Source organism: Wenyingzhuangia gilva, assembly GCF_030519655.1.
GTDB lineage: Bacteria > Bacteroidota > Bacteroidia > Flavobacteriales > Flavobacteriaceae > Wenyingzhuangia > Wenyingzhuangia gilva.
Map to the genome: position 1 here is coordinate 289,481 of NZ_JAUMIT010000003.1, position 21,158 is coordinate 310,638.

General features: G+C 30.0%; 21 protein-coding genes. 8 read left to right on the forward strand and 13 right to left on the reverse strand.

Features of this window, described 5'->3' with window-relative positions; genetic code table 11:
• Positions 1–102: 102 nt before the first annotated feature.
• Positions 103–1,182, forward strand: coding sequence for a CNNM domain-containing protein (locus QVZ41_RS08300; protein ID WP_302884095.1), 1,080 nt, complete (start codon positions 103–105; stop codon positions 1,180–1,182).
• A 78-nt stretch (positions 1,183–1,260) separates the two neighbouring features.
• Complete coding sequence (locus tag QVZ41_RS08305; protein WP_302884096.1) at positions 1,261–2,808, forward strand: SDR family NAD(P)-dependent oxidoreductase; 1,548 nt, start codon at positions 1,261–1,263, stop codon at positions 2,806–2,808.
• Between the two features lie 91 nt (positions 2,809–2,899).
• Here QVZ41_RS08305 and QVZ41_RS08310 read toward each other — a convergent pair whose 3' ends face one another.
• The 6 genes from QVZ41_RS08310 to QVZ41_RS08335 all read right to left on the reverse strand — a co-directional run bounded on the left by QVZ41_RS08310 (position 2,900) and on the right by QVZ41_RS08335 (position 7,685).
• Positions 2,900–3,292 carry a group III truncated hemoglobin gene (locus tag QVZ41_RS08310; RefSeq protein WP_302884097.1) on the reverse strand — a complete coding sequence of 131 codons (393 nt, stop codon included), beginning with the start codon at positions 3,290–3,292 and terminating at the stop codon, positions 2,900–2,902.
• A 4-nt stretch (positions 3,293–3,296) separates the two neighbouring features.
• The gene (locus QVZ41_RS08315; RefSeq protein WP_302884098.1) at positions 3,297–4,400 is read right to left on the reverse strand and encodes a lipid II:glycine glycyltransferase FemX; all 1,104 of its coding nucleotides are present in this window, start codon (positions 4,398–4,400) and stop codon (positions 3,297–3,299) included.
• A 130-nt stretch (positions 4,401–4,530) separates the two neighbouring features.
• Entirely contained in the window at positions 4,531–4,914 is a 384-nt protein-coding gene (locus QVZ41_RS08320) for a hypothetical protein (RefSeq protein WP_302884099.1), read from the reverse strand.
• A complete protein-coding gene (locus QVZ41_RS08325; RefSeq protein WP_302884100.1) occupies positions 4,914–6,107 on the reverse strand; it encodes an outer membrane beta-barrel protein in 1,194 nt (397 codons plus the stop codon). The genes QVZ41_RS08320 and QVZ41_RS08325 overlap by 1 nt, the downstream gene beginning before the upstream one ends.
• Positions 6,108–6,255: 148 nt before the next feature.
• Positions 6,256–6,957 carry a ZIP family metal transporter gene (locus QVZ41_RS08330; protein WP_302884101.1) on the reverse strand — a complete coding sequence of 234 codons (702 nt, stop codon included), beginning with the start codon at positions 6,955–6,957 and terminating at the stop codon, positions 6,256–6,258.
• Entirely contained in the window at positions 6,954–7,685 is a 732-nt protein-coding gene (locus tag QVZ41_RS08335; protein ID WP_302884102.1) for a class I SAM-dependent methyltransferase, read from the reverse strand. The genes QVZ41_RS08330 and QVZ41_RS08335 overlap by 4 nt, the downstream gene beginning before the upstream one ends.
• A gap of 104 nt (positions 7,686–7,789) precedes the next feature.
• Here QVZ41_RS08335 and QVZ41_RS08340 point away from each other — a divergent pair, with 104 nt between their 5' ends.
• Entirely contained in the window at positions 7,790–8,959 is a 1,170-nt protein-coding gene (locus tag QVZ41_RS08340) for a THUMP domain-containing class I SAM-dependent RNA methyltransferase (RefSeq protein ID WP_302884103.1), read from the forward strand.
• A gap of 55 nt (positions 8,960–9,014) precedes the next feature.
• Here QVZ41_RS08340 and QVZ41_RS08345 read toward each other — a convergent pair whose 3' ends face one another.
• From QVZ41_RS08345 to QVZ41_RS08355, 3 genes are read right to left on the reverse strand one after another with little or no spacing between them, the layout of a single operon-like run.
• Positions 9,015–9,308, reverse strand: coding sequence for an FtsB family cell division protein (locus tag QVZ41_RS08345; RefSeq protein WP_302884104.1), 294 nt, complete (start codon positions 9,306–9,308; stop codon positions 9,015–9,017).
• Entirely contained in the window at positions 9,309–11,783 is a 2,475-nt protein-coding gene (locus QVZ41_RS08350) for a polysaccharide biosynthesis tyrosine autokinase (RefSeq protein ID WP_302884105.1), read from the reverse strand.
• 9 nt (positions 11,784–11,792) lie between these two features.
• Entirely contained in the window at positions 11,793–12,572 is a 780-nt protein-coding gene (locus QVZ41_RS08355; RefSeq protein ID WP_302884106.1) for a polysaccharide biosynthesis/export family protein, read from the reverse strand.
• 97 nt (positions 12,573–12,669) lie between these two features.
• Between QVZ41_RS08355 and QVZ41_RS08360 the strand changes: the two genes are divergently transcribed.
• The 4 genes from QVZ41_RS08360 (at position 12,670) to secA (ending at position 17,751) form a co-directional block, all read left to right on the forward strand.
• On the forward strand, positions 12,670–13,437 hold the full coding sequence (locus QVZ41_RS08360; RefSeq protein ID WP_302884107.1) for an O-methyltransferase: 768 nt from the start codon (positions 12,670–12,672) through the stop codon (positions 13,435–13,437).
• Positions 13,438–13,439: 2 nt separating this feature from the next.
• Complete coding sequence (locus tag QVZ41_RS08365) at positions 13,440–14,015, forward strand: cob(I)yrinic acid a,c-diamide adenosyltransferase (protein WP_302884108.1); 576 nt, start codon at positions 13,440–13,442, stop codon at positions 14,013–14,015.
• Between the two features lie 77 nt (positions 14,016–14,092).
• A complete protein-coding gene (locus QVZ41_RS08370) occupies positions 14,093–14,314 on the forward strand; it encodes a DUF2795 domain-containing protein (RefSeq protein ID WP_068825177.1) in 222 nt (73 codons plus the stop codon).
• An 80-nt stretch (positions 14,315–14,394) separates the two neighbouring features.
• Positions 14,395–17,751, forward strand: a complete 3,357-nt coding sequence (gene secA, locus QVZ41_RS08375; RefSeq protein WP_302884109.1) for a preprotein translocase subunit SecA — start codon at positions 14,395–14,397, stop codon at positions 17,749–17,751.
• A gap of 97 nt (positions 17,752–17,848) precedes the next feature.
• On the opposite strand, the gene QVZ41_RS08380 is transcribed toward secA, so the two are convergent.
• Complete coding sequence (locus tag QVZ41_RS08380; RefSeq protein ID WP_302884110.1) at positions 17,849–18,046, reverse strand: hypothetical protein; 198 nt, start codon at positions 18,044–18,046, stop codon at positions 17,849–17,851.
• Between the two features lie 137 nt (positions 18,047–18,183).
• Between QVZ41_RS08380 and QVZ41_RS08385 the strand changes: the two genes are divergently transcribed.
• Positions 18,184–18,651, forward strand: a complete 468-nt coding sequence (locus QVZ41_RS08385) for a tRNA (cytidine(34)-2'-O)-methyltransferase (RefSeq protein ID WP_302884111.1) — start codon at positions 18,184–18,186, stop codon at positions 18,649–18,651.
• Between the two features lies 1 nt (position 18,652).
• Here QVZ41_RS08385 and QVZ41_RS08390 read toward each other — a convergent pair whose 3' ends face one another.
• The 3 genes from QVZ41_RS08390 to QVZ41_RS08400 are packed head-to-tail and all read right to left on the reverse strand — an operon-like array spanning position 18,653 to position 20,927.
• Entirely contained in the window at positions 18,653–19,015 is a 363-nt protein-coding gene (locus tag QVZ41_RS08390; RefSeq protein ID WP_302884112.1) for a DUF1304 domain-containing protein, read from the reverse strand.
• Positions 19,016–19,035: 20 nt separating this feature from the next.
• Complete coding sequence (locus QVZ41_RS08395; protein ID WP_302884113.1) at positions 19,036–20,028, reverse strand: glycosyltransferase family protein; 993 nt, start codon at positions 20,026–20,028, stop codon at positions 19,036–19,038.
• Positions 20,028–20,927, reverse strand: a complete 900-nt coding sequence (locus QVZ41_RS08400) for a UDP-2,3-diacylglucosamine diphosphatase (RefSeq protein ID WP_302884114.1) — start codon at positions 20,925–20,927, stop codon at positions 20,028–20,030. The genes QVZ41_RS08395 and QVZ41_RS08400 overlap by 1 nt, the downstream gene beginning before the upstream one ends.
• Positions 20,928–21,158 lie beyond the last annotated feature (231 nt).

The window sequence follows — 21,158 nt, forward strand, 5'->3', positions numbered from 1 at the left end:
TTATGAGTAGTAAAACTAAGTAAAAACTTACTAGGATAAAATAGTAATGGTTTAAAGTTAAAGTCTAATCATTCATAATTTGTATATTTAATTTAAAAACGAATGGTTTTATTGTTTTTATATCTTTTTCTGGCATTATTTGTATCGTTTGTGTGCTCAATTCTTGAATCTGTATTGCTCTCTATTCCGCAATCTTTTTTAATTGTGAAACAAGATAAAGGAGCTAGTTGGGCTACTACTTTTATAGAGTATAAAAATAATATAGACAAGCCTTTGTCGGCGATTTTATCTATGAACACAGTAGCTCATACTATTGGGGCTGCTGGTGTTGGGGCACAAGCAGTAAAAATTTATGGAGAAGCTTCTTTTGCAATCATATCAGCTATACTAACCATTCTTATTTTAATTTTTACTGAAATTATTCCAAAAACTTTGGGAGCTAAATATTGGAGGCAGTTGGCAGTAATTTCTTTACATACCATGTCGGGAATGGTTTTTTTAACATATCCTTTGGTATTGATGTCTGCAGTAATTACAAAATTATTTTCATCAGATAAAAAAGAAAAAACCACAAGTAGAGAAGAAATTGCAGCGCTCGCCAGTATTGGGGCTGATGAAGGAGTTTTTTCTGAAAAAGAACATAAAATAATTCACAATATTTTAAGGTTAAAAAATGTAAAAGTGATAGAAATTATGACCCCAAGAGTTGTGGCTGTGGTGGCAGATGAAAATTTATCGCTAAATGATTTTTTAAAGAGCAAAGATTATTTAAAGTTTTCTAGAATTCCTGTGTATTCAGAAAACGAAGAAAATATTACAGGGTATGTTTTTAGACAAGAGGTTTTTGAAAAGTTAGCAGAAAACCAATATGAGTTAAAACTAAAAGATATTAAAAGAGACATTTATGTAGTTTCTAATGATATTGTACTTTTTTCTCTATGGGAAAATTTGTTGGATAAAAAAGAACACATTGCTTTAATAGTTGATCAATATGGTGGTTTAGATGGTATTGTAACTATGGAAGATGTGATCGAAACTCTTTTGGGGTTAGAAATTATGGATGAAAAAGACACCATTACAGACATGCAAAAATTTGCAAGAGAGCGTTGGAAAACACGACAAGCAAAATACAAGCTATTATATAAACTGAATAATGAAATTTCATCAGAGGATGAGAAGTAATATGATAAAGTTACAATAAGATTTATGTTATAAATCTTCTATCATATCGTATCTTTGCATTCGATTTTTACAACCAATATGTCAGAAGATTCTAAACTAAACTCGGTAAATGATAAAGAAGTAAAACAATGTATACATACGTTGGAGTCTTTATTAAATGATACCAATCAGCTTTTTGAAATGCCTGAAGACCAGCGTGTAACTTTGATGAAGGTAGCAGGTTTGTTAAGTAGACCCACAAAAGAAGAGCAAGATAGGAGAAGAAAAGATGCTAAAAAAGCAGCCAAGCGTAAACAACGTGAAAGAGAAAAACACGCTCGTAAAGAAACAGGAATTCGTTCCGCTAGAGAAGCTGCTGTGTTTGAAGCTCCTAAAATGTTGACTTTTACGGAAGTTAAAAAAGAGGACACTCCTGAATTAGAATCGCCAAGAAACTGTTATGTATGTAAAGCCTTTTTTACCAAGTTGCATCATTTTTATGATAGTATGTGTACAGAATGCGGAGATTACAATTATGCGAAACGTTTTCAAACAGCCGATTTAACTGGTCAAGTTGCGATTATGACAGGCTCTCGTTTAAAAATCGGTTATCATATCACTTTAATGATGTTACGTGCTGGAGCTACTGTAGTTGCTACCACTCGTTTCCCTGCAGATTCTGCCATTCGTTTTGCTAAGGAAGCAGATTTTCATGAATGGGGACATCGTTTAAAAATTCATGGTTTAGATTTAAGACATATTCCAAGTGTAGAAATTTTCTGTAATTATATAGAACAAAAATACGATCGATTAGATATTTTAATCAACAATGCAGCACAAACGGTAAGAAGACCTGCAGGGTTTTACAAGCATATGATGGAGAATGAAGAGAAACCTTTGTCTGCTTTACCAGTCAATGCTCAAGAATTGTTAAGCGATCACTATAGTTGTTTAGAAGAATTGAATTTGTTAAGCAGTAGTGTTGTAGCAACCAAAAAGAATGCTCCTGTAAGTTGGCATGGTGAACAACCTGGAGTGGGATTAAGAGCCTCGGCAAAATTATCTCAAATTCCTTATAGTTTTGATAATTCTTTAGTAGTCAATGAAGTATTTCCCGAAGGAGAATTAGATGCAGATTTACAACAAGTAGATTTACGTAAAACCAATAGTTGGCGATTAAAAATAGGGGAGATAGAAACGACAGAAATGTTAGAGGTTCAGTTGGTAAATTCTGTGGCTCCTTTTGTATTAATCAACCGTTTGGGAGAGTTGATGAAAAAAGAAAATACAGGTAAAAAACATATTATTAATGTTTCTGCCATGGAAGGAAAATTTTATCGATTTAAAAAAGAAGATAGACATCCGCATACTAATATGGCTAAGGCAGCTTTAAATATGTTAACACATACTTCTGCTTCTACGTTTGCCAAGCATGGAATTTATATGAATGCAGTAGATACTGGTTGGGTAACTGATGAAGATCCTGTTGAATTGTCTAAAAAGAAAGTAGATTTACATGATTTTCAACCTCCATTAGATATTGTTGATGGTGCTGCCAGAGTGATAGATCCATTGTTTGATGGAATTAACACAGGAAAGCATTGGTGTGGAAAATTTTTAAAAGATTACAAACCTATTGATTGGTAGGTTTTCAGTATTCAGTACAAAGTCCTCAGTCTTTAGCACAAAGCTACTTAATGCTCTGTACTAAAGACTAAAGACTCAGTACTCAGTACTATTATTTCGGTTTATTTCTGGCAATAACTACATTCTGAATATGTGCAATGCTATATGCTGCCATTTGAGCTCTAGTTGCCAAATCTCCTTCGTACAAACTATCAATAGTTTTTTTCCAAATACTTAACCAATGGTCAAAATGTTTTTGGGTAATCATATGGTTAAAAGTGGCATCTGTTTTTAAATGTTTTTGAGTAGGATTTCCTTTAAATTTAGGAACTCCAAACAAATTTGTTTCCCAAAAATCAGTTAACTTTTCCAAATGAATAGGCCATTCTTCATTAGGAATCATCTTGTTAAAAATAGGCCCTAATAAATCATCTTTCCTTATTTCATCATAAAAGGAAATTACCAATTTATTGATGTCTGTTCTGTTTTGGATGTCTTTTTTCATAAACCTAAAGATAGTGTTCTTTATATTGATAGATGTCGTAAAACTCTTTATTATAAGGATAATCCCAACATCCCATTCTGTGATAAAGATTTCCACCAAATCCTTTTTTATAAATATGGACTCCATGCAAAGGATGTGTTTTTTCTAAATTTGGTGCAGATCCAAACATATCGTATTCTACACACCCCCAATTTTTAGAAATTTTTATAGATTCCCATTGAAGAGCATAACTAGCCATTTGGTTATTTTTACAAGAGGAAGAGGCTCCATATAAGTATGTTCCACGTTCTTTAGATAAAACTAAAAACATAGAAGCTAAAAACTCTCCTTCTAAATCAGCCATCAACATTTTAACGGTTACTCCTTTATTGTGGTGATCTTGATTGGTAAATATAGTGGTGAAAAAAGCTTCATCTTGTAAAGGAATGTTATGTCTAATAGCAGTGTCTTTGTAAAGTTTATACCAGTCTTTAATATGTTCAACACCATATTCTTTTACCCTAATTCCATTTTTAAAAGCTTTCTTGATATTGTACCGAGTATTGTATCTCATGTTTTTGAGTAACTCTTTTTCTGACAGTGTTAAATCAAGAAAAAAGGTGTTTTTAGGAAGTATGTCTCCTATACTTTTTTTTAGATTCCAATGATTGGTTTTAAAATTTACACGATATTCTTGTGTTTTTGAGATAGGAGCACCAATCCAATTTCCAGATTTGTCAAAATATTCGTCTTCAATAGCCCATTGATTTTCCCAAACTAAATCATAACGAATAAACATACAATTTGAGGGAAGATGCGGTTTTATAGCTTCGGATAATTGTTCTAAAAACAATCCTTGATTTTCAAAAGAAGGTTCTAGTTTTGGACCATAAGGGATATAGGCAAAACATTTGTTGTCATCAATCTTTTTTGTGAGAACCAATAAATCTTCTCCTGTTTTTACATCAGAGTCTTCATTGGTGTTTAGCAAATCTTTTGAGATGGTTAATTCAAACCCGAGGGGTGATAAGCCTTGATCTTTTTTAATTCGTCCCCAAAAAGGGGTTTGAGTGATGATATTTGTTTCGTTAAGTTCTTCTAATTTTTTGTTTTCTAACTGACAAATCATGTTTTTTTTGCAAAACTAAAAAATCAATTATTTAATATGAAATATTTTAGAATTTCTTCTTAAAAAACAATTTTCGTTGATTTTTTTAGAGACTAAAAACTAAGAAATGACTAAGAGTTAAAATAATAATTTAAGGATTGATAAAATTAATATTAGTCCCGTATACTTTATAATTATTGGTAATGATATAAGCTCTTACGTGGTATCCTACTCCTGTTCTTAATTCTGTAGGAATTTCAATAGAAAATGTATCTCCTTGTATATTTCCATCAGACTTGAGAATATTATCAAATTCAGTAGTTGGATTTTTTTTTTCCCCAAAAACAAAACCATGTTCCATTATTACAAAATCACCTTTATGTATAAATTCAGCGTTAAAATACGAGTTTCCAGAAACTTTACTAATTGATGAAGTTTTTAGTCTTGGATATTCTCTTGTAGTAATTTCTTCTTTTGTACACTTAATGGATATTATAAGTACAAAAAGTAAAACAATAATTTTAAATATCGGCATCATTTTTTTAATAGAATTAAATTAATTGAAAAGCTGTTTTTTTGACCTCGAAATACTTTTTGAGCATCCAAATTGTTGAGTTGATGTGTATAGCGAAGTGAAATTTCTGCATTAAAATTATTAAAGCTTTTATGGAATCCGAGTCCTGCTAAAATACCTATTTGAGTTTTATTTATTTCAAAATCATCATTATTATTAGTAGTATATACGATGTTGTTGTTTATAGATTCTTCATAATTTATCAGCTTAGACTTAAGATGATAATCAACATTTACTCCTCCTTGAAAATATAAATTTGTTTCTTTTTTGGAAAAGGCATATTTAAAAGATATAGGAATTGATAAGGTAGTTAAATCTATATAGGAATCATAATTTTTAAGAGTTGTATACTTAAATTCTGAACTAGATGAAGAATAACTAGATTTTGAAAAATGTAACTCACCTTGATATGAAATTTTTTCAGAAATTCTTGGAGATTTAATAGATACTAATAATCCAAAAGTTGGGTGTATAGAGTTGTCATTAATATACGAGTACCTACTAGATTCATCTCGTGCTTTGATATACGAGTTTTTTAGACCAACAATAATCCCATATTTTATAATATTCCATTTTTTAGATGATTTAATTTCTCTATAACCACCTCCTTTACATTTATTATATTTAATAATTAAATCTGTTAATTCTTTTTCGTCATATTTTAAATCAACTATAATATTACTTGCATTTGTAAGACAATCATTAATAAAATAAGCTACTATACCTTTCCACCTATTATTTCTTACTTCCGTGTGACCTATCAAACGATTTACTTCTACAAGCATCACTTCCGATTTTAAATCAAAAACATCCCCTTCTTTTTGTAAATGATACATATCTCTAGATTTATAAAGATTAGTGTTTCCTTGAACTAGGAGCTCTGCGAATTCATCTATAACAATTCTAGATTTGAATACTTTGTAATTATTGTATCCAAATTCTTTTATTTCGCTAGGGTAATATTCTTTTATTTGTTGATTTTTTTTAAATAAACAGGAAATATAATTATTAGTATCTAAACGATCTTTTATTTGACCATAGATAGTATCATTTTCAGTGGTAATGATGTAACCATCTTTAAAAGAATTTTGAGCAAATGACTTTACACAAAAAAGCATAATCATTGACAAAGCAATAATGAGTTTTTTTTTCATAGCAGATAATAAAACAGTTAAATCATTATTTCATTTTCTATTTTACTTAATTTTAGAAAAGGATTATAATAATCTTAAGTGTGATTTTAAAATTTTTAATTAAAAGTAAAAAAAAAAATGTTCTAAAAAATGTTTTAATAGGCTTTTTTTAAAATAAGGCAACAGCCATTCCTAACAAAATAGCAACGAATTTTGGGTAACTAAATTTATGATTTTCTGAACTTTCAAAAAGAATGACCGTAGAAATATGTAAGAAAATACCAATGATTAATGCGGTAATTTGATGTTGATAATCTTGAAAAAAATGAATTTTAGAAGCTAAAAAACTTCCTAAAGGACTCATTAAGGCAAAAGTAGTCATAAAAAATATCACTTTTTTTAAATCATATTCATGCTTTAAAAAGAAAGAGGTTAGTACAATTCCAACAGGAACTTTGTGAATAACAATGGCCCATAAAAAAGATTGATTATTGGCATAGCCTAAAGGAATTCCTTCGGAAAATGCATGAATACAAAGACTAACAAACAACATCCATGGAAATTGTTTTTTAGCATCGTGAATATGTACATGTCCGTGTTCAGCTCCTTTAGAAAAGGACTCTAAAACCAATTGGATAATGATTCCAATGAGAATAAAAACACCTACCATTTTAGAATTTATGGTTTCCGTATGTTGGTGATCATGATCTAATAACCCAAAAGCTTCGGGCAATAAATGACTTATGGTCATAGACAACAAATAGGCACCACTAAAAGAAAGTAGTAACTGAATAAACTTTTTATTTGGGTGACTAACGCTAACAAATAATACACTTGCTAAGACAGATAGAATTAAATAAACGTATATCATTTGGTTAAAATCAAGATAAGTCTATCTGAGTTTTCAATATCAAAATCAGATAAATGATAGTCGCCAAAGATATGTTTAATTTTTAAATTGGCTTGTTTGGTATAGTGTCTGAATTTTTCTAAATCGATGGCCTTTACACGTTCCTGAAAATGTAGTTCTTCATTGTTTTCGGTTAAATCAATTTCCTTGGTAATAAATCCATCCGTAACGTGTCTTTTAATGCGAAACTCAATCTCATCACGTGTGATTACTTCAGTATTTACCAAGTTTTTTATTACTTTGTTTACATTCATATAATCAAGTACGGCAACACCATTTTTATTTAAACAGGCTTCAATGTTTTGTAAAACTTTAATATCATCATTGTCGTCATCAAAATAACCAAAACTGGTAAACATATTAAAAACAGCATCTACCTTTATAGCAAAAGGTTTACGCATGTCTTGAACAATAAATTTTAGAGTACTATTGGCAAACTGATTGGCATAATCAATACTGTTTTTAGATAAATCTGCTCCAATAACAGGATAGCCAAGTGTGTTTAAAAAGATTGAATGTCTTCCTTTTCCACAAGCTAAATCTAAAATAGAATTGTCTTTAGGAAGTTTTAAAAATGAAACCAAATTTTGCATAAATACTTTGGCTTCATCGTTGTTTCTGTTTTTGTATAAAATATGATAATAACGAGTATTGAACCATTCGCTAAACCAAGTTTTAGTGTTTTCCATGTACTTTTTTAATTGAAATTCAAATTTAGGCAATTTATTCTTTAGTAGTTTTATTCAAAAGACATTACAATCAATTACTTTTGTGGTCTAAAATATACAAGTATATGGGAGTGAATTTTAAAATGGTAGCCATTACCTTACAAGGTCTAGAAGAAGTTTTAAGTAATGAGTTAAAGCAATTAGGAGCTCAGGATGTAAAAGCGGGTATTAGAATGGTAGAGTTTGTTGGGGATGAGGGATTTATGTATAAAGCCAATTTGTATTTAAGAACTGCCATTAGAATTTTAAAACCTATTATTAAGTTTAAAGTTAAAAACGAAGACGATTTATATAAGAATTTATTAAAAATTCGTTGGGAAAAATATTTAGAAGTAAACGGAACTTTTGCTACCAAAGGAACCAATCAGTTTAGCGGAATTACAAGCAATACACATTATTTGGCCTTAAAAACCAAAGATGCCATTGCTGATTATTTTATGGCAAAACATGATGCAAGACCTGATGTAGATATTAAACATCCAGATTTAAAAGTAAATGTTCATATTGATAGATATGGATTTTGTACCGTTTCTTTAGATAGTTCTGGAGATTCTTTACACAAAAGGGGATATAGAATGAATACCAACTTGGCTCCAATTAACGAAGTACTAGCAGCAGGTTTGGTGTTGTTGTCTGGTTACACTGGCGATCAAAATTTTATTGATCCTATGTGTGGATCGGCAACAATTTTAATTGAAGCAGCTATGGTGGCTTGTAATATTCCGGCAAACATTAACAGAAAAGAATTTGCTTTTGAAAAATGGAAAGATTACGATGAAAATTTATTTTTTGCCATTCAAGATTCTTTAATCAAAAAAATTAGAGATCCAAAGTGTAAAATTATGGGATTTGACAAAGCTCCATCAGCAGTAAGAAAAGCCAATGAAAATATTGCTAGCGCTAATTTAGAAGAATTTATAGGGGTTCATCACATCAACTTTTTTAATTCTAAAAAAGAAGTTTTTGGACCAACCACCATTTTGTTCAACCCTCCTTATGGAGAGCGTTTAAAGTTAGATGATATAGAAGGTTTTTATAAAAGTATAGGAGATACTTTAAAGCATAACTACCATAATTCTTCAGCTTGGTTTATTACTTCGGATATTGAAGCTTTAAAACATGTAGGTTTAAAAACAAGTAGAAGAATTGCGATTAAAAACAGTGATTTAGATTGTAAGTTTGTGAAGTATGAAATTTACGAAGGAAGTAAAAAAGCTTCTAAAAACGATTATTAAGAATTTAATTCTTTAATATAAAAAGAGCTTTCTAATTTTAGAAAGCTCTTTTTTTTTAATCTATGGTATCATATTCAATTAAATATAAATACTCATCATCTTTTTTGTAATGGTATTTTTCTCGTGCATAATTATTGATGTTTTTTTGCACGGCATGTTCTTCTATTGTTTTTCTATTTTTTTTAATTTCTGATTTATAAAACTCAATAGACTTTTCTAATTTATTAATTTCTCGGTTGTATTCTAGTTGATACAAATAAGAGTTAGAGTCAAAAAAGAGCATCCAAATAATAAAGATGACAATAACAATTGGCCCTATTATTTTTTTGTTTTTTAAGTTTAACTTCATTTATATTCCTTTTTTAGGATTAAGAATGTTTTTAATACGAGTTCTTAATGATAATTTTTCATCGGTATGATGTCCATATGAATAAGATCCGTAACCGTAACCGTAACCATATCCGTATCTGTAGCCATATTTAGAAGTTTGAGCAAAATCATTAATGATAAAAGCAATGTTTTTTACTTCATTGTTTGTATATTTTTGATCAATCATTTTCATCATTCCTTTTTTAGTGTACCCTTGCCTAGTAACATAAATATTGGCATCAGCATAATCCATCAAATCTAAAGCATCAGAAACGAGTCCAATAGGCGGAGTATCAATAATGATATAATCGTATTTTCGCTTTAAATTTAAGAATAAGTCTTTTGTAGCCTGACTCAAAATTAATTCCGATGGGTTAGGAGGAATAGTTCCAGTAATAATAATATCAAGATTTTCTATCTCCGTTTTTTGTGTTACTTCTTCTAAAGATTGTTGACCAATAATATAATCTACCAATCCAAATTCATTCTCTAAATTAAAATCTCTATGAATTTTAGGTTTTCTTAAATCAAACCCTAGAAGGATGGTTTTTTTACCACTCATAGCAAAAGAACTTGCAATGTTCATAGAGGTTACTGTTTTCCCTTCACCACTAATTGATGAGGTACATAAAATGGTTTTATTAGGTTTCTTTAAATCTTCTTTGTGAAATAAGTAAGGGATGTTAGATCTTAATGCTCGGTAAGATTCTGACACAGATGATTTTGGACTGTGATACAACACCAAATTAGATTTGTTATTATTTTTACCAACAACCCCTAATACAGGAATATGGTATAAACGCTCTAATTGTTCTACGGTATAAATATTGTCATCTAAAGCTTCTATAATAGTAATAAAAATTAACGGTAGTATAATGGCTAGTAAAATAGCAACAATATAATTAAATGATGATTTTTTTGCCAAAGGTCCTTGACCAATATCTTTTGCGTTGTCAATAATTTTTATACTTGATGAATTTGCTGCAATGGCAGCTCCGGCATCATAACTTTTTTGTTTTAAAAGATTGTAGTTGCTTTCAGAAATAGAGTAGTTTTTTTCTAACTGAATTAATTGATATTCCTTAAGAGGTAAATCCTTAATAGAAGTTTTAATTCTATTTAGTTCTTCAGTAATTTTACGAGCTTTAATTCCGTTGTATTCAATCAAAGCATCAATTCTACTTTTAATATTTTGCTTAGAAAGTTTTATTTTATTTTCTAGTTCTATAAACTCAGGATGTGTAGGGTAGATATGGTTAGATAGCAATTTCTGTTTTAGCAACAAAAAGTTAATCAATTCTGCAATATTGGTTTGTAATCCAACATCTCCCAGTTCCGTTAAAGGAATGTTTTTAATATCAACATCATTAGTAAGCGCATTATTTTTAAGTCTTAGCAATAATTCTGTATTGTTTTTTATTTCCTTTTGCTGATTGGTGTAATCTAATATTTCTTGATAAGCTTGTTCTCCTTCACTAGATAAATTAAGGGCATTTTTAGATTTAAAACTAATCAATTGATTTTCTAATTCTTTTAACTTGTCAGACTCCACATAAAATAAAGAATCAATAAAGTTTTTGGTTTTTACAGCATATTCAATTTTGGTTTCTTTTTCTGCTTCTCCAAGTACATAAATAGTTTTATTGATATAATCAATCAAGCGTTTTTTATTTGCTCCTTGTAAACTTAAGTTTAAAAGTGATGTACCCATTACAGCTGTATTGATATCAATATTTTTGTAAGTAGCTACTGTTCCATTAAAAGAACTAAAACTAATGTAATAAGGGGTATTTAATATTGGTTTGTTAACCAAATGCAAATCAAACTCACAAAAAGGAGTAACAATACTTTTAGTAATATTAAAGGACTGAGTATAGTTTTGAGTATTTAAATCAATAGACTTAGATGTGTGATTTGAGTAATTATATAGATTAAGGGTACTTTCTTGATCTTTTAAATCTAAAGAAATTTCTACTGTTTTTTCATCAGTAAAAATCAATTGAATTTTATTCCCTTGTACTTGATAACTTTTTGGATTGTTGATTTTAATAACAAAAGGTGTATAGCCATATATGTCTTTATATCTAGTTTCTAAAAGTATTTTTTCTTTCTTTAAATAGTTGATGTAAAACTGTAATGTTGAAACTACTTTTTCGTTGTGAGTTCTAGATTTAAAATCAGCTTTTATAGATTCAACCATATCACTTGCTCCTCCCCATTTAAAAGAAATATTGGTGCTAGCAGAAAGCATTGGGTTGGTTTTTTCATCAATGGTAATTAAACTATTGATTTTATAAGTATCTGTACCCATCATGTTTTTATATTTAGCAAAAGCTAACGATATCACAACCGATAGTACAAAGAGTTTCCAGTAGCTAAAAACTTTTAGTAAATAACTTTTAATATCAATAGATCCAAAATCCTTGGTAAAATCTTTTAAGTTTTTTGTAGACATTAACTTGTTTTATAATGAATTAATGAATAAAAATGTAGTGACTGCAACGGTAAAAGTTGATAAAATAGTGTTAAACACACTTAGACCTGTAGTTCCTACACCAATAGGCTTTTGTTTAATAGGTTTGATGTTAATGATATCGTTGTTTTTAATTAAAAAAACATCAGAATTAAAAGTGTTGATATCAGTAAGGTCAACCTCATATTTTTTTAAACCATCTTCTTCTTGTCTAATGACTTCTACATTGGTTCTGTTACCATATTCTGTAACATCACCTGAGTTTGCAATGGCATCAATAATATTGGCTTCGTATTGCATTAAGTAATTGGTTCCAGGTTTTCCTATTTGTCCAAGAATCGTATATTTTATTCCAGCATATTTTACTTCTACAAAAAAGCTATCTGTATTTTGAATATATTTAGCTAATTCTTTTTCAATATGAACTCTAATTTCATCTATTGTAAAGCCAAGAACATTCATTTCTCCAATATAAGGAAGTCTAATGTTTCCATGTGGATCTATTCTATATCCAGATAAATAAGGATTTATATTGTTAACTCCATTAGATTGTTGTCCACTGTTGGCCAAAGAATTAAAAAACTCTGTTAATTCTTTATCTTTAGAAGAGACTTTAATAATAAGGATATCATTTACTTGAGTTTTAAAAGTTTTGTGTTGTAAATTGTAAATTTCATCAGAAGTACTTCCTTGTAAATAGGTTGTTCTTTTGTTACTAACACAAGAAATTAAAAAACTTAAAGATAGAAAGGCGATAAGGAGTTTTTTCATTTAACTAAAATAATGGCTCTAAGCACAAATATAAAACTATAAAATTGAGTATCTAATTTTAATTTGCTTTACTTTTACGCCTGTTTTATTGTGATATATGGTTAAAAAATATATAAAATTCTTAACAAAAGCGACCAACCAACATGGGGTACATTCTCCATTTGTATATCGTTTGGTGACTGAGTGCATTTACAAAAAAACTTCTTCTTCGGTATTAAACGAATTTGAATATTATAAAAAAATCCTCGAAAATAATCATACTGAAATCACCATTACTGATTTTGGAGCTGGTTCTAAGGTCTTTAAAGATAACAAAAGAAAGGTGTCCGATTTGGTTAGTAAGGTTAGTGTTTCAAAAAAATATGCTTTACTACTAAATAGGCTCGTCAATCATTTAAACATAAACTATGCCTTAGAACTTGGTACTTCTGTAGGTTTGGGAACAGCATCAATGTGCTTTAACAACATAAATATTAAGGTTGATACTATTGAAGGATGTGACAAAACTTTAAATATAGCAGAGAAACAATTCAAAAAATATTTTAATCAAGATCAAATTACCACATATTGTGGCGATTTTTCAGATTTGTTACCCTTATTGTCTGTCAAAAAATACGATTTAATTTATTTTGATGGAAATCATCAAAAAGAAGCAACTTTAAAATATTTTAAAGAATGTTTAAAAGCAAAACACAATGATTCGGTTTTTATTTTTGATGACATTTATTGGTCAAACGATATGGAACAAGCTTGGGAAGAAATTAAAAATCATGCTGAAGTAAAAGTTACGGTAGATTTGTTTCAATGGGGATTGGTTTTTTTTAGAAAAGAACAAGAAAAAGAACATTTTAAAATTAGATTTTAAACATGAAGATTTACACAAAAACTGGTGATGAAGGAGAAACTTCTTTGTTTGGAGGAAAAAGAGTTTCTAAATCACATATTAGAATTGATGCTTACGGAACGGTTGATGAATTAAATTCTTATATTGGATTGTTAAGAGATCAAGAAATAGATCAACATCATAAAACTTTTTTAACCAACATTCAGCAAGAATTATTTGTTGTTGGTGCTTTTTTAGCTACTCCAGAAGAGAGCGAAACACTAAAAAATGGTAAAAATAGGTTGAAATTAGATGTTTTTGGTGAAAATGAAGTGGCCGTTTTAGAAAAAGAAATTGATGTACTTGATAGTCAATTAGAACCCATGACACATTTTATTTTACCAGGAGGAAATACTACGGTGTCACATTGTCACATCGCCCGTACAATCTGTCGTAGGGCAGAGCGTATCTGTGTTTTGTTACAGTCTGTGGAGACTGTCAATTCAGGTATCCTTCAGTATTTAAATAGACTATCAGACTATTTATTTGTGTTGGCACGAATGTTGTCTAAACAGTTACAGGTGGTTGAAACCAAGTGGATTCCATCAAAAAATAAATAAGTTCTTTAAAAGACTAAAAAAAACTTGACTTTTTTAATTAAAAAATTATTTTTGCAATAATTATAATTTGATAAAAAATGTATTGGACTTTAGAATTAGCTAATTATTTAGCAGATGCACCTTGGCCAGCTTCAAAAGATGAATTGATAGATTTTGCAATTAGAACCGGAGCTCCATTAGAAGTTGTAGAGAATTTACAAAGTTTAGAGGATGAAGGTGAAATCTACGATGATATTGTAGAAATTTGGCCAGATTATCCTACTGAAGAAGATTATCTTTGGAACGAGGAAGAATATTAAAATATTTGAATATTAAATAAAGAAAAAGTCTCATTAGAGGCTTTTTTTTTATTTATTTTTGAGACATAAAACAATAAATGATGGGCATATTAGACTCAGTATTAAAAGTATTTGTTGGAGACAAACAACAGAAAGATTTAAAATTATTACAACCAATTGTTAGTGAAGTAAGAGCTTTTGAAGAAGCTTTTAAAAAATTAACCATTGATGAATTAAGGGCGAAAACAGTTGATTTTAAAGATTTAATAGCCAAAGAAACAAAGTCTATAGAAGATGAAATTACTGCTTTAGAAGAAAAAGCAAAATTGGCTGCTATAGATGAAAAAGAAGCTATTTACAACCAAATAGACATTTTACAAGATCAGGCTTATGAAGCTTCTGAAAAAGTACTAAATCAAATTCAAGCAGAGGCTTTTGCTGTGATTAAAGAAACAGCAAGAAGGTTTACAGAAAATACCCAAATAGAAGTAACTGCTAATGCTTATGATAGGGAATTATCAGCAAACAATGCATATGTAGAGTTAGTTGGAGAAGATAAGGCCATTTGGTACAATTCCTGGGATGCTTCTGGTACACAAGTTACTTGGAATATGGTTCATTACGACGTTCAGTTAATTGGAGGTTCTGTTTTGCATCAAGGTAAAATTGCTGAGATGATGACAGGGGAAGGAAAAACATTAGTAGCAACTTTACCAATTTACTTAAATGCTTTATCAGGTAAAGGAGTACATGTAGTAACCGTAAACGATTATTTAGCAAAACGTGATAGTGCGTGGATGGCACCTTTGTTCCAATTTCATGGATTGACTATTGACTGTATAGATAATCATAGATCTAATTCTCCAGAGAGAAGAGCAGCCTATAATGCAGATATTACTTATGGAACCAACAACGAGTTTGGTTTTGATTATTTACGTGATAATATGGCTAGTACCATGGAAGATTTGGTACAACGCAAACCAAATTATGCCATTGTAGATGAGGTGGATTCTGTTTTAATTGATGATGCTCGTACGCCATTAATTGTTTCAGGACAAGTTCAAGATGGAGACAGACATGAATTTAACGAGTTAAAGCCTAAGGTAGCTGATATTGTTAAATTACAAAGTCAATATTTGGTGAGTGTTTTAGCCAATGCTAAAAAATTAATCAAAGAAGGAGATACCAAAGAAGGTGCTTTTCAATTGTTAAGAGTTTACAGAGGTTTACCAAAAAATAAAGCGTTGATTAAATTCTTGTCTCAAGAAGGAATTAAGCAATTATTGCAAAAAACTGAAAATTACTACATGGCAGATAACAATAAAGAAATGCCAGCTGTAGATAAGGAATTGTATTTTGTGATTGAAGAAAAAAATAATTCTATTGAGTTAACAGAAAAAGGAATTGCTACTTTATCAGGAGAAGAAGGTGGAGACTTTTTTGTATTACCAGATATTGGAGTAAAAATTGGAGAACTTGATAAACAAGATATTTCAGAAGAAGAGAAGGTAGCTCGAAAAGAAGAGTTATATAGAGATTTTAGTATTAAGAGTGAAAGAATTCATACTTTAAATCAATTATTGAAAGCATATACTTTGTTCGAAAAAGATACAGAGTACGTGGTGATGGATAACAAGGTAAAAATTGTTGATGAGCAAACTGGACGTATCATGGAAGGTCGTCGTTACTCTGATGGTTTACATCAAGCCATTGAAGCCAAAGAGAATGTGAAAATTGAAGCGGCTTCTCAAACGTATGCAACAGTAACTTTACAAAATTACTTTAGAATGTACCGTAAACTTTCAGGAATGACAGGTACTGCGGTTACAGAAGCTGGAGAATTTTGGCAAATTTATGAGTTAGATGTGGTTGAAATCCCAACTAACAAACCAATTGCAAGAGAAGATAAAGAAGATTTAATTTACAAAACACAGCGTGAAAAGTACAATGCGGTTATAGAAGATATTGTAAAACTTGTAGAGGCAGGTAGACCTGTTTTGGTAGGTACTACTTCTGTAGAAATTTCTGAATTATTAGGTAGAATGTTATCTATCAGAAAAATTAAGCACAATGTATTAAACGCAAAATTACATAAAAAAGAGGCTGATATTGTTGCTGAAGCAGGGAAACCAGGAATTGTAACCATTGCAACAAACATGGCTGGTCGTGGTACCGATATTAAATTGTCTGAAGAAGTAAAAGCAGCCGGAGGTTTGGCTATTATTGGTACAGAACGTCATGATTCTCGTCGTGTAGACCGTCAGTTACGTGGTCGTGCAGGTCGTCAAGGAGATGTTGGTTCTTCTCAATTCTACGTGTCTTTAGAAGATAATTTAATGCGTTTGTTTGGTTCTGATAGAATTGCCAAAATGATGGACAGAATGGGATTAGAAGAGGGGGAAGTAATTCAACATTCTATGATTACCAAGTCTATTGAAAGAGCTCAGAAAAAAGTAGAAGAAAACAACTTTGGTATTCGTAAGCGTTTGTTAGAGTATGATGATATTATGAACTCTCAACGTGAGGTAGTTTACAAACGAAGACGTCACGCTTTAGATGGTAAACGTTTACAGGTAGACATTGCCAATATGATTTATGATGCTTGTGCTACCATTGTAGATGATAACAAATTAACTAATGATTTTAAGAATTTTGAGTTTGAGTTGATTTTAAACACTTCTATGAGTTCTCCTTTTACTAAAGAAGAATTTGAGAACACACAACCACAAGAGTTGTCAGATAAGTTGTATGATGTAGTGATGAAACACTATACAGATAAAATGGCTAGAAATGCTAATTCAGCTTATCCAATCATTAAAAACGTATTTGAAAACGAAGGAGATAGATACGAGCGTATTGTAGTTCCTTTTAGTGATGGTACAAAAACATTAAGAGTGGTTACTGATTTGAAAAAATCATACGAATCTCAAGGTGCAGAGTTAATTTCTGATTTCGAGAAAAACATCACCTTAGCTATTATTGATGATGAATGGAAAGATCATTTACGTAAAATGGATGATTTAAAACAATCGGTACAAAATGCATCATATGAGCAAAAAGATCCTTTGTTAATTTATAAGTTTGAAGCTTTTGAATTGTTCAAAAAGATGTTGGATAAAATAAATAAAGAAGTATTGTCTTTCTTGTTTAAAGGTGAGTTGCCAGAAAGCAATCAACAAATTTCTGAAGCAAAAGAACAAAGAACACAACAAAATGTTCAGATTTCTAAGCAAGAAGTGTTAAACTCATCTGAGGCAGCAAACAGACAAGCGATTCAGAATTCTCAATCACCAGAGCAGGCTAGACCTGAAACGATGGTTAGAGAACAACCAAAAATTGGTAGAAATGATAAAGTGGTGATTCAAAATGTGCAAACAGGTGAGAAAAAAGAAACTAAGTTTAAACAAGCCATTCCTTTATTAGAAACTGGTAAATGGGTATTGACGGGATTGGCTTAAGTCAAGTTTTGTAAATAAGATAACCCCTCTTTGAATTAATTTTCAAAGAGGGGTTCTTTTTTTATAATTATTTATAATGAATGATAATATATCATGATTAATCTCTTGTGCTTAAAAGGTCCAAAGCTTCTTCTTGCCATTTTTTTTCTAATTCTTTATAAGCACTTAAATCAATATTAAATTTATCTGATAAAATTTTAAGTATTAATTGGTTATCAACATAATTCATCACTTGTAAAGTAATCATACTTTGTTTTGTGTCTATCATTTTTCCTTCTAAATCTTCTAATTTCATTTTAAATTCTTTTAATATTTATGGCTAAATTATTAATACATAGAATATATAAAAAAATAAAAGGACTTAATAGTTAAGTCCAAAATTATATTACTCATAAAATTGTTTAGTTTTGCGATTTCTAAAAAGAGAATCAATTGAGTAATAATACTTCGTTAAATATTGTATTGGTACATCCACAAATACCTAATAATACGGGGAATATTGGTAGGCTTTGTGTGGGATGTAATGCAAAATTACATTTGGTAAAACCTTTAGGGTTTGAAATTACAGATACAAGAGTAAAAAGAGCTGGTTTAGATTATTGGAAGGATTTAGATATTACTATTCACGAATCTTTTGAAGATTTAATAACGTTGATCAAAGATCAAGAAAGAATGTTTTTATTGTCTGCTAGAGCATCAACTTCTATTTATCAAACAAATTTTAAAGAGGGAGATTGGTTGTTGTTTGGAAAAGAAGCAGAAGGATTACCGACTGAAATTCAAGAAAAATATGCGAATCAATTAAGAACCATTCCTTTTCCAGGACCTATTAGAAGTTTTAATTTAGGAAACGCAGTTGCGATGGTTTTAGGAGAGTCAATAAGGCAATTAGCGTTTTAGTTTATTTAAGAAAAACAAAAATCATCGCTATAATTGCAGGAAGTGCTTGCGTTACAAATATTTTTTTACTTGCAGAGATGGCTCCGTAAATACCTGCAACAATTACACAACCTAAAAAGAAAATACTAATATAGGTAGACCATTCTGGGTTGCTAATTAATAAAGACCAAATTAACCCTGCCGCTAAAAAACCGTTATACAATCCTTGGTTGGCAGCCAATCCTTTGGTTGGCGTAAATAAACTTTCTGGTAAAGTTTTAAAAGTTTTTTTTCCAATGGTTTCCCATGCAAACATTTCAAAATACATGATGTATAAATGTTCTATAGCAACTAAAAGAATTAAAATTTTTGAAACAATTTCCATGGAATGCTAATTTTTAGATTTTAAAGATAAGAATATTTAGATAAAATCAAATCAATTATTTCTTCGGTTTCATCGGCGTATTCAACAGGAATAAATTGTTCTTCGTTAATCCATTCTTTTACTATTTGTGCGTGTTTGTTTTTTAGCTTTTTAATTACAGGAACTCCTAATTCTAGTAATGCTTGTGCATTACATTGTTGTTCGTATTGGTTTTTCATGGGAATAACAAGTAACTTTTTCTTAAGATATAAAGCTTCTGCAGGTGTTTCAAAACCAGCTCCACAAATCATTCCTGTACAATTTTCAAAACTTTTAATAAAAGTGGTGTTATTTATAGGTTCAATAATTACATTTCCATTTTTGTATGCATTTTTGGTGTGTTTAGAAAAAACCTGCCAATTAGTTTCTTCAAACTGATTAAAAAAAGCAATTAGTTTTTTGTCACCATAAGCGGGTAAATAAACGGTATAATAATCTCCAGATATAGGATTCAAGTCTCTAATTTCTTTGCGTATTACTGGAGTATAAATATGTGAATTGTATTTCTTGAAATGAAATCCATAATAAGCATCAGTAGGAGCATAGCGTTTTAAAATTCGTTCTCCTATAAAATCTTTCTTCTTAGGTTTTGGACTTTCTTTGGCTTTTACCGCAGCTTGGTGACTCATAGAAACGCAGGGAATGTTATTTAATTTAGCAGCCCAAGCAGAAAGTGGTTCAAAATCATTAATCACCAAATCATATTGTTTGATGTTGATTTTGTTCATCTCTTTTCTAAATTGATTAAAATCTGAATTTTTTACGGTTTTCCATAAATCAACTCCACCTTTTTTTCCAAAAATAAAACTCATGCCTTGCAATTGATATTTAATCTCAAAAGGAAGTTTTACATCAGCCTGTACACCACTCACTAAAATATCTAAATCCACCTTTTTTTGTAAAATAGGCACAATATCTCTAGCTCTACTTAAGTGTCCGTTCCCAGTACCTTGTATGGCGTATAATACTTTCATTAAGGTTGTAGTTTTTTATCAATCACATTCATTTCCTGCATCAATTGTTGAAATAAATCTTTGTTTTTTAAATCTGCTTTTCCCAAATCGTTTTCATGATCGTGGTCAGTTGGATTTAATTTTTGAGCAATTTCATCTTCTTGATAATGATAAATTTTCCACTTTTTTTTGTGGTATTCTAAAGCGGTTAAATTTTCAATCCAATCTCCAGAGTTTAAGTATTCTACAGATTGATTTTTATCATTCACAATAGTTCTATGTTGTGGTTGATGAATATGCCCACAAATCACATAATCGTATTCGTTTAAAAAAGCGATATCAGCAGCTGTGTCTTCAAAATTATTAATGTGTTTTACAGCTGATTTTACACTGTTTTTAATCTTTTTAGAAAAAGAAATTCTGCCTCTTCCAAGTATTTTTTCACTAATCCAATTCACCAAGGTGTTAATCATAATTAACAAATCATAACCCACACCACCTAATTTTGCTAACCATTTAGAATGTTGCATGGTTACATCAAAAACATCTCCGTGAAAAAACCAAGCTTTTTTGCCATCTAACTCTAATACTAGTTTGTTTACCAGTTGAAAGTTCCCTATTTGAAAACCAACAAATTTTCTTAGCATTTCATCATGATTTCCAGTGATATAATATACCTCTGTTCCTTTGGTGACCAAAGAGGTAATATATTTAATGACTTTCATATGAGGTTTAGGAAAATAACTCTTTTTAAACTGCCAAATATCAATAATATCTCCATTAAGAATTAAGATTTTAGGCTCAATAGTTTTTAAATAGTTAAGTAATTCTTTTGCTCTAGATCCGTAAGTACCCAAGTGAATATCTGAAACAACGACTACATCTACTTTTCTTTTGTGTTTCTTTTTTGTGGTAGGCATAAAATGACAATAATTAATTAGACAAACCTATTTCATCATTGTTAAAGCTAGCTTAATTAAAAGTTAAATAATTGGTTTTAGGTGTTTTTGCTATAAAAACGGCCATTTATTTGCAGAATTTACTGATTGTCATTCCGTTAATTATATCTATTTTAAGTAAAGAATTGACGAGTCTTTTTAAAAATGATCTGTGTTAATTTTTTATATTTGATGAACTTAGAAAACTCAAGC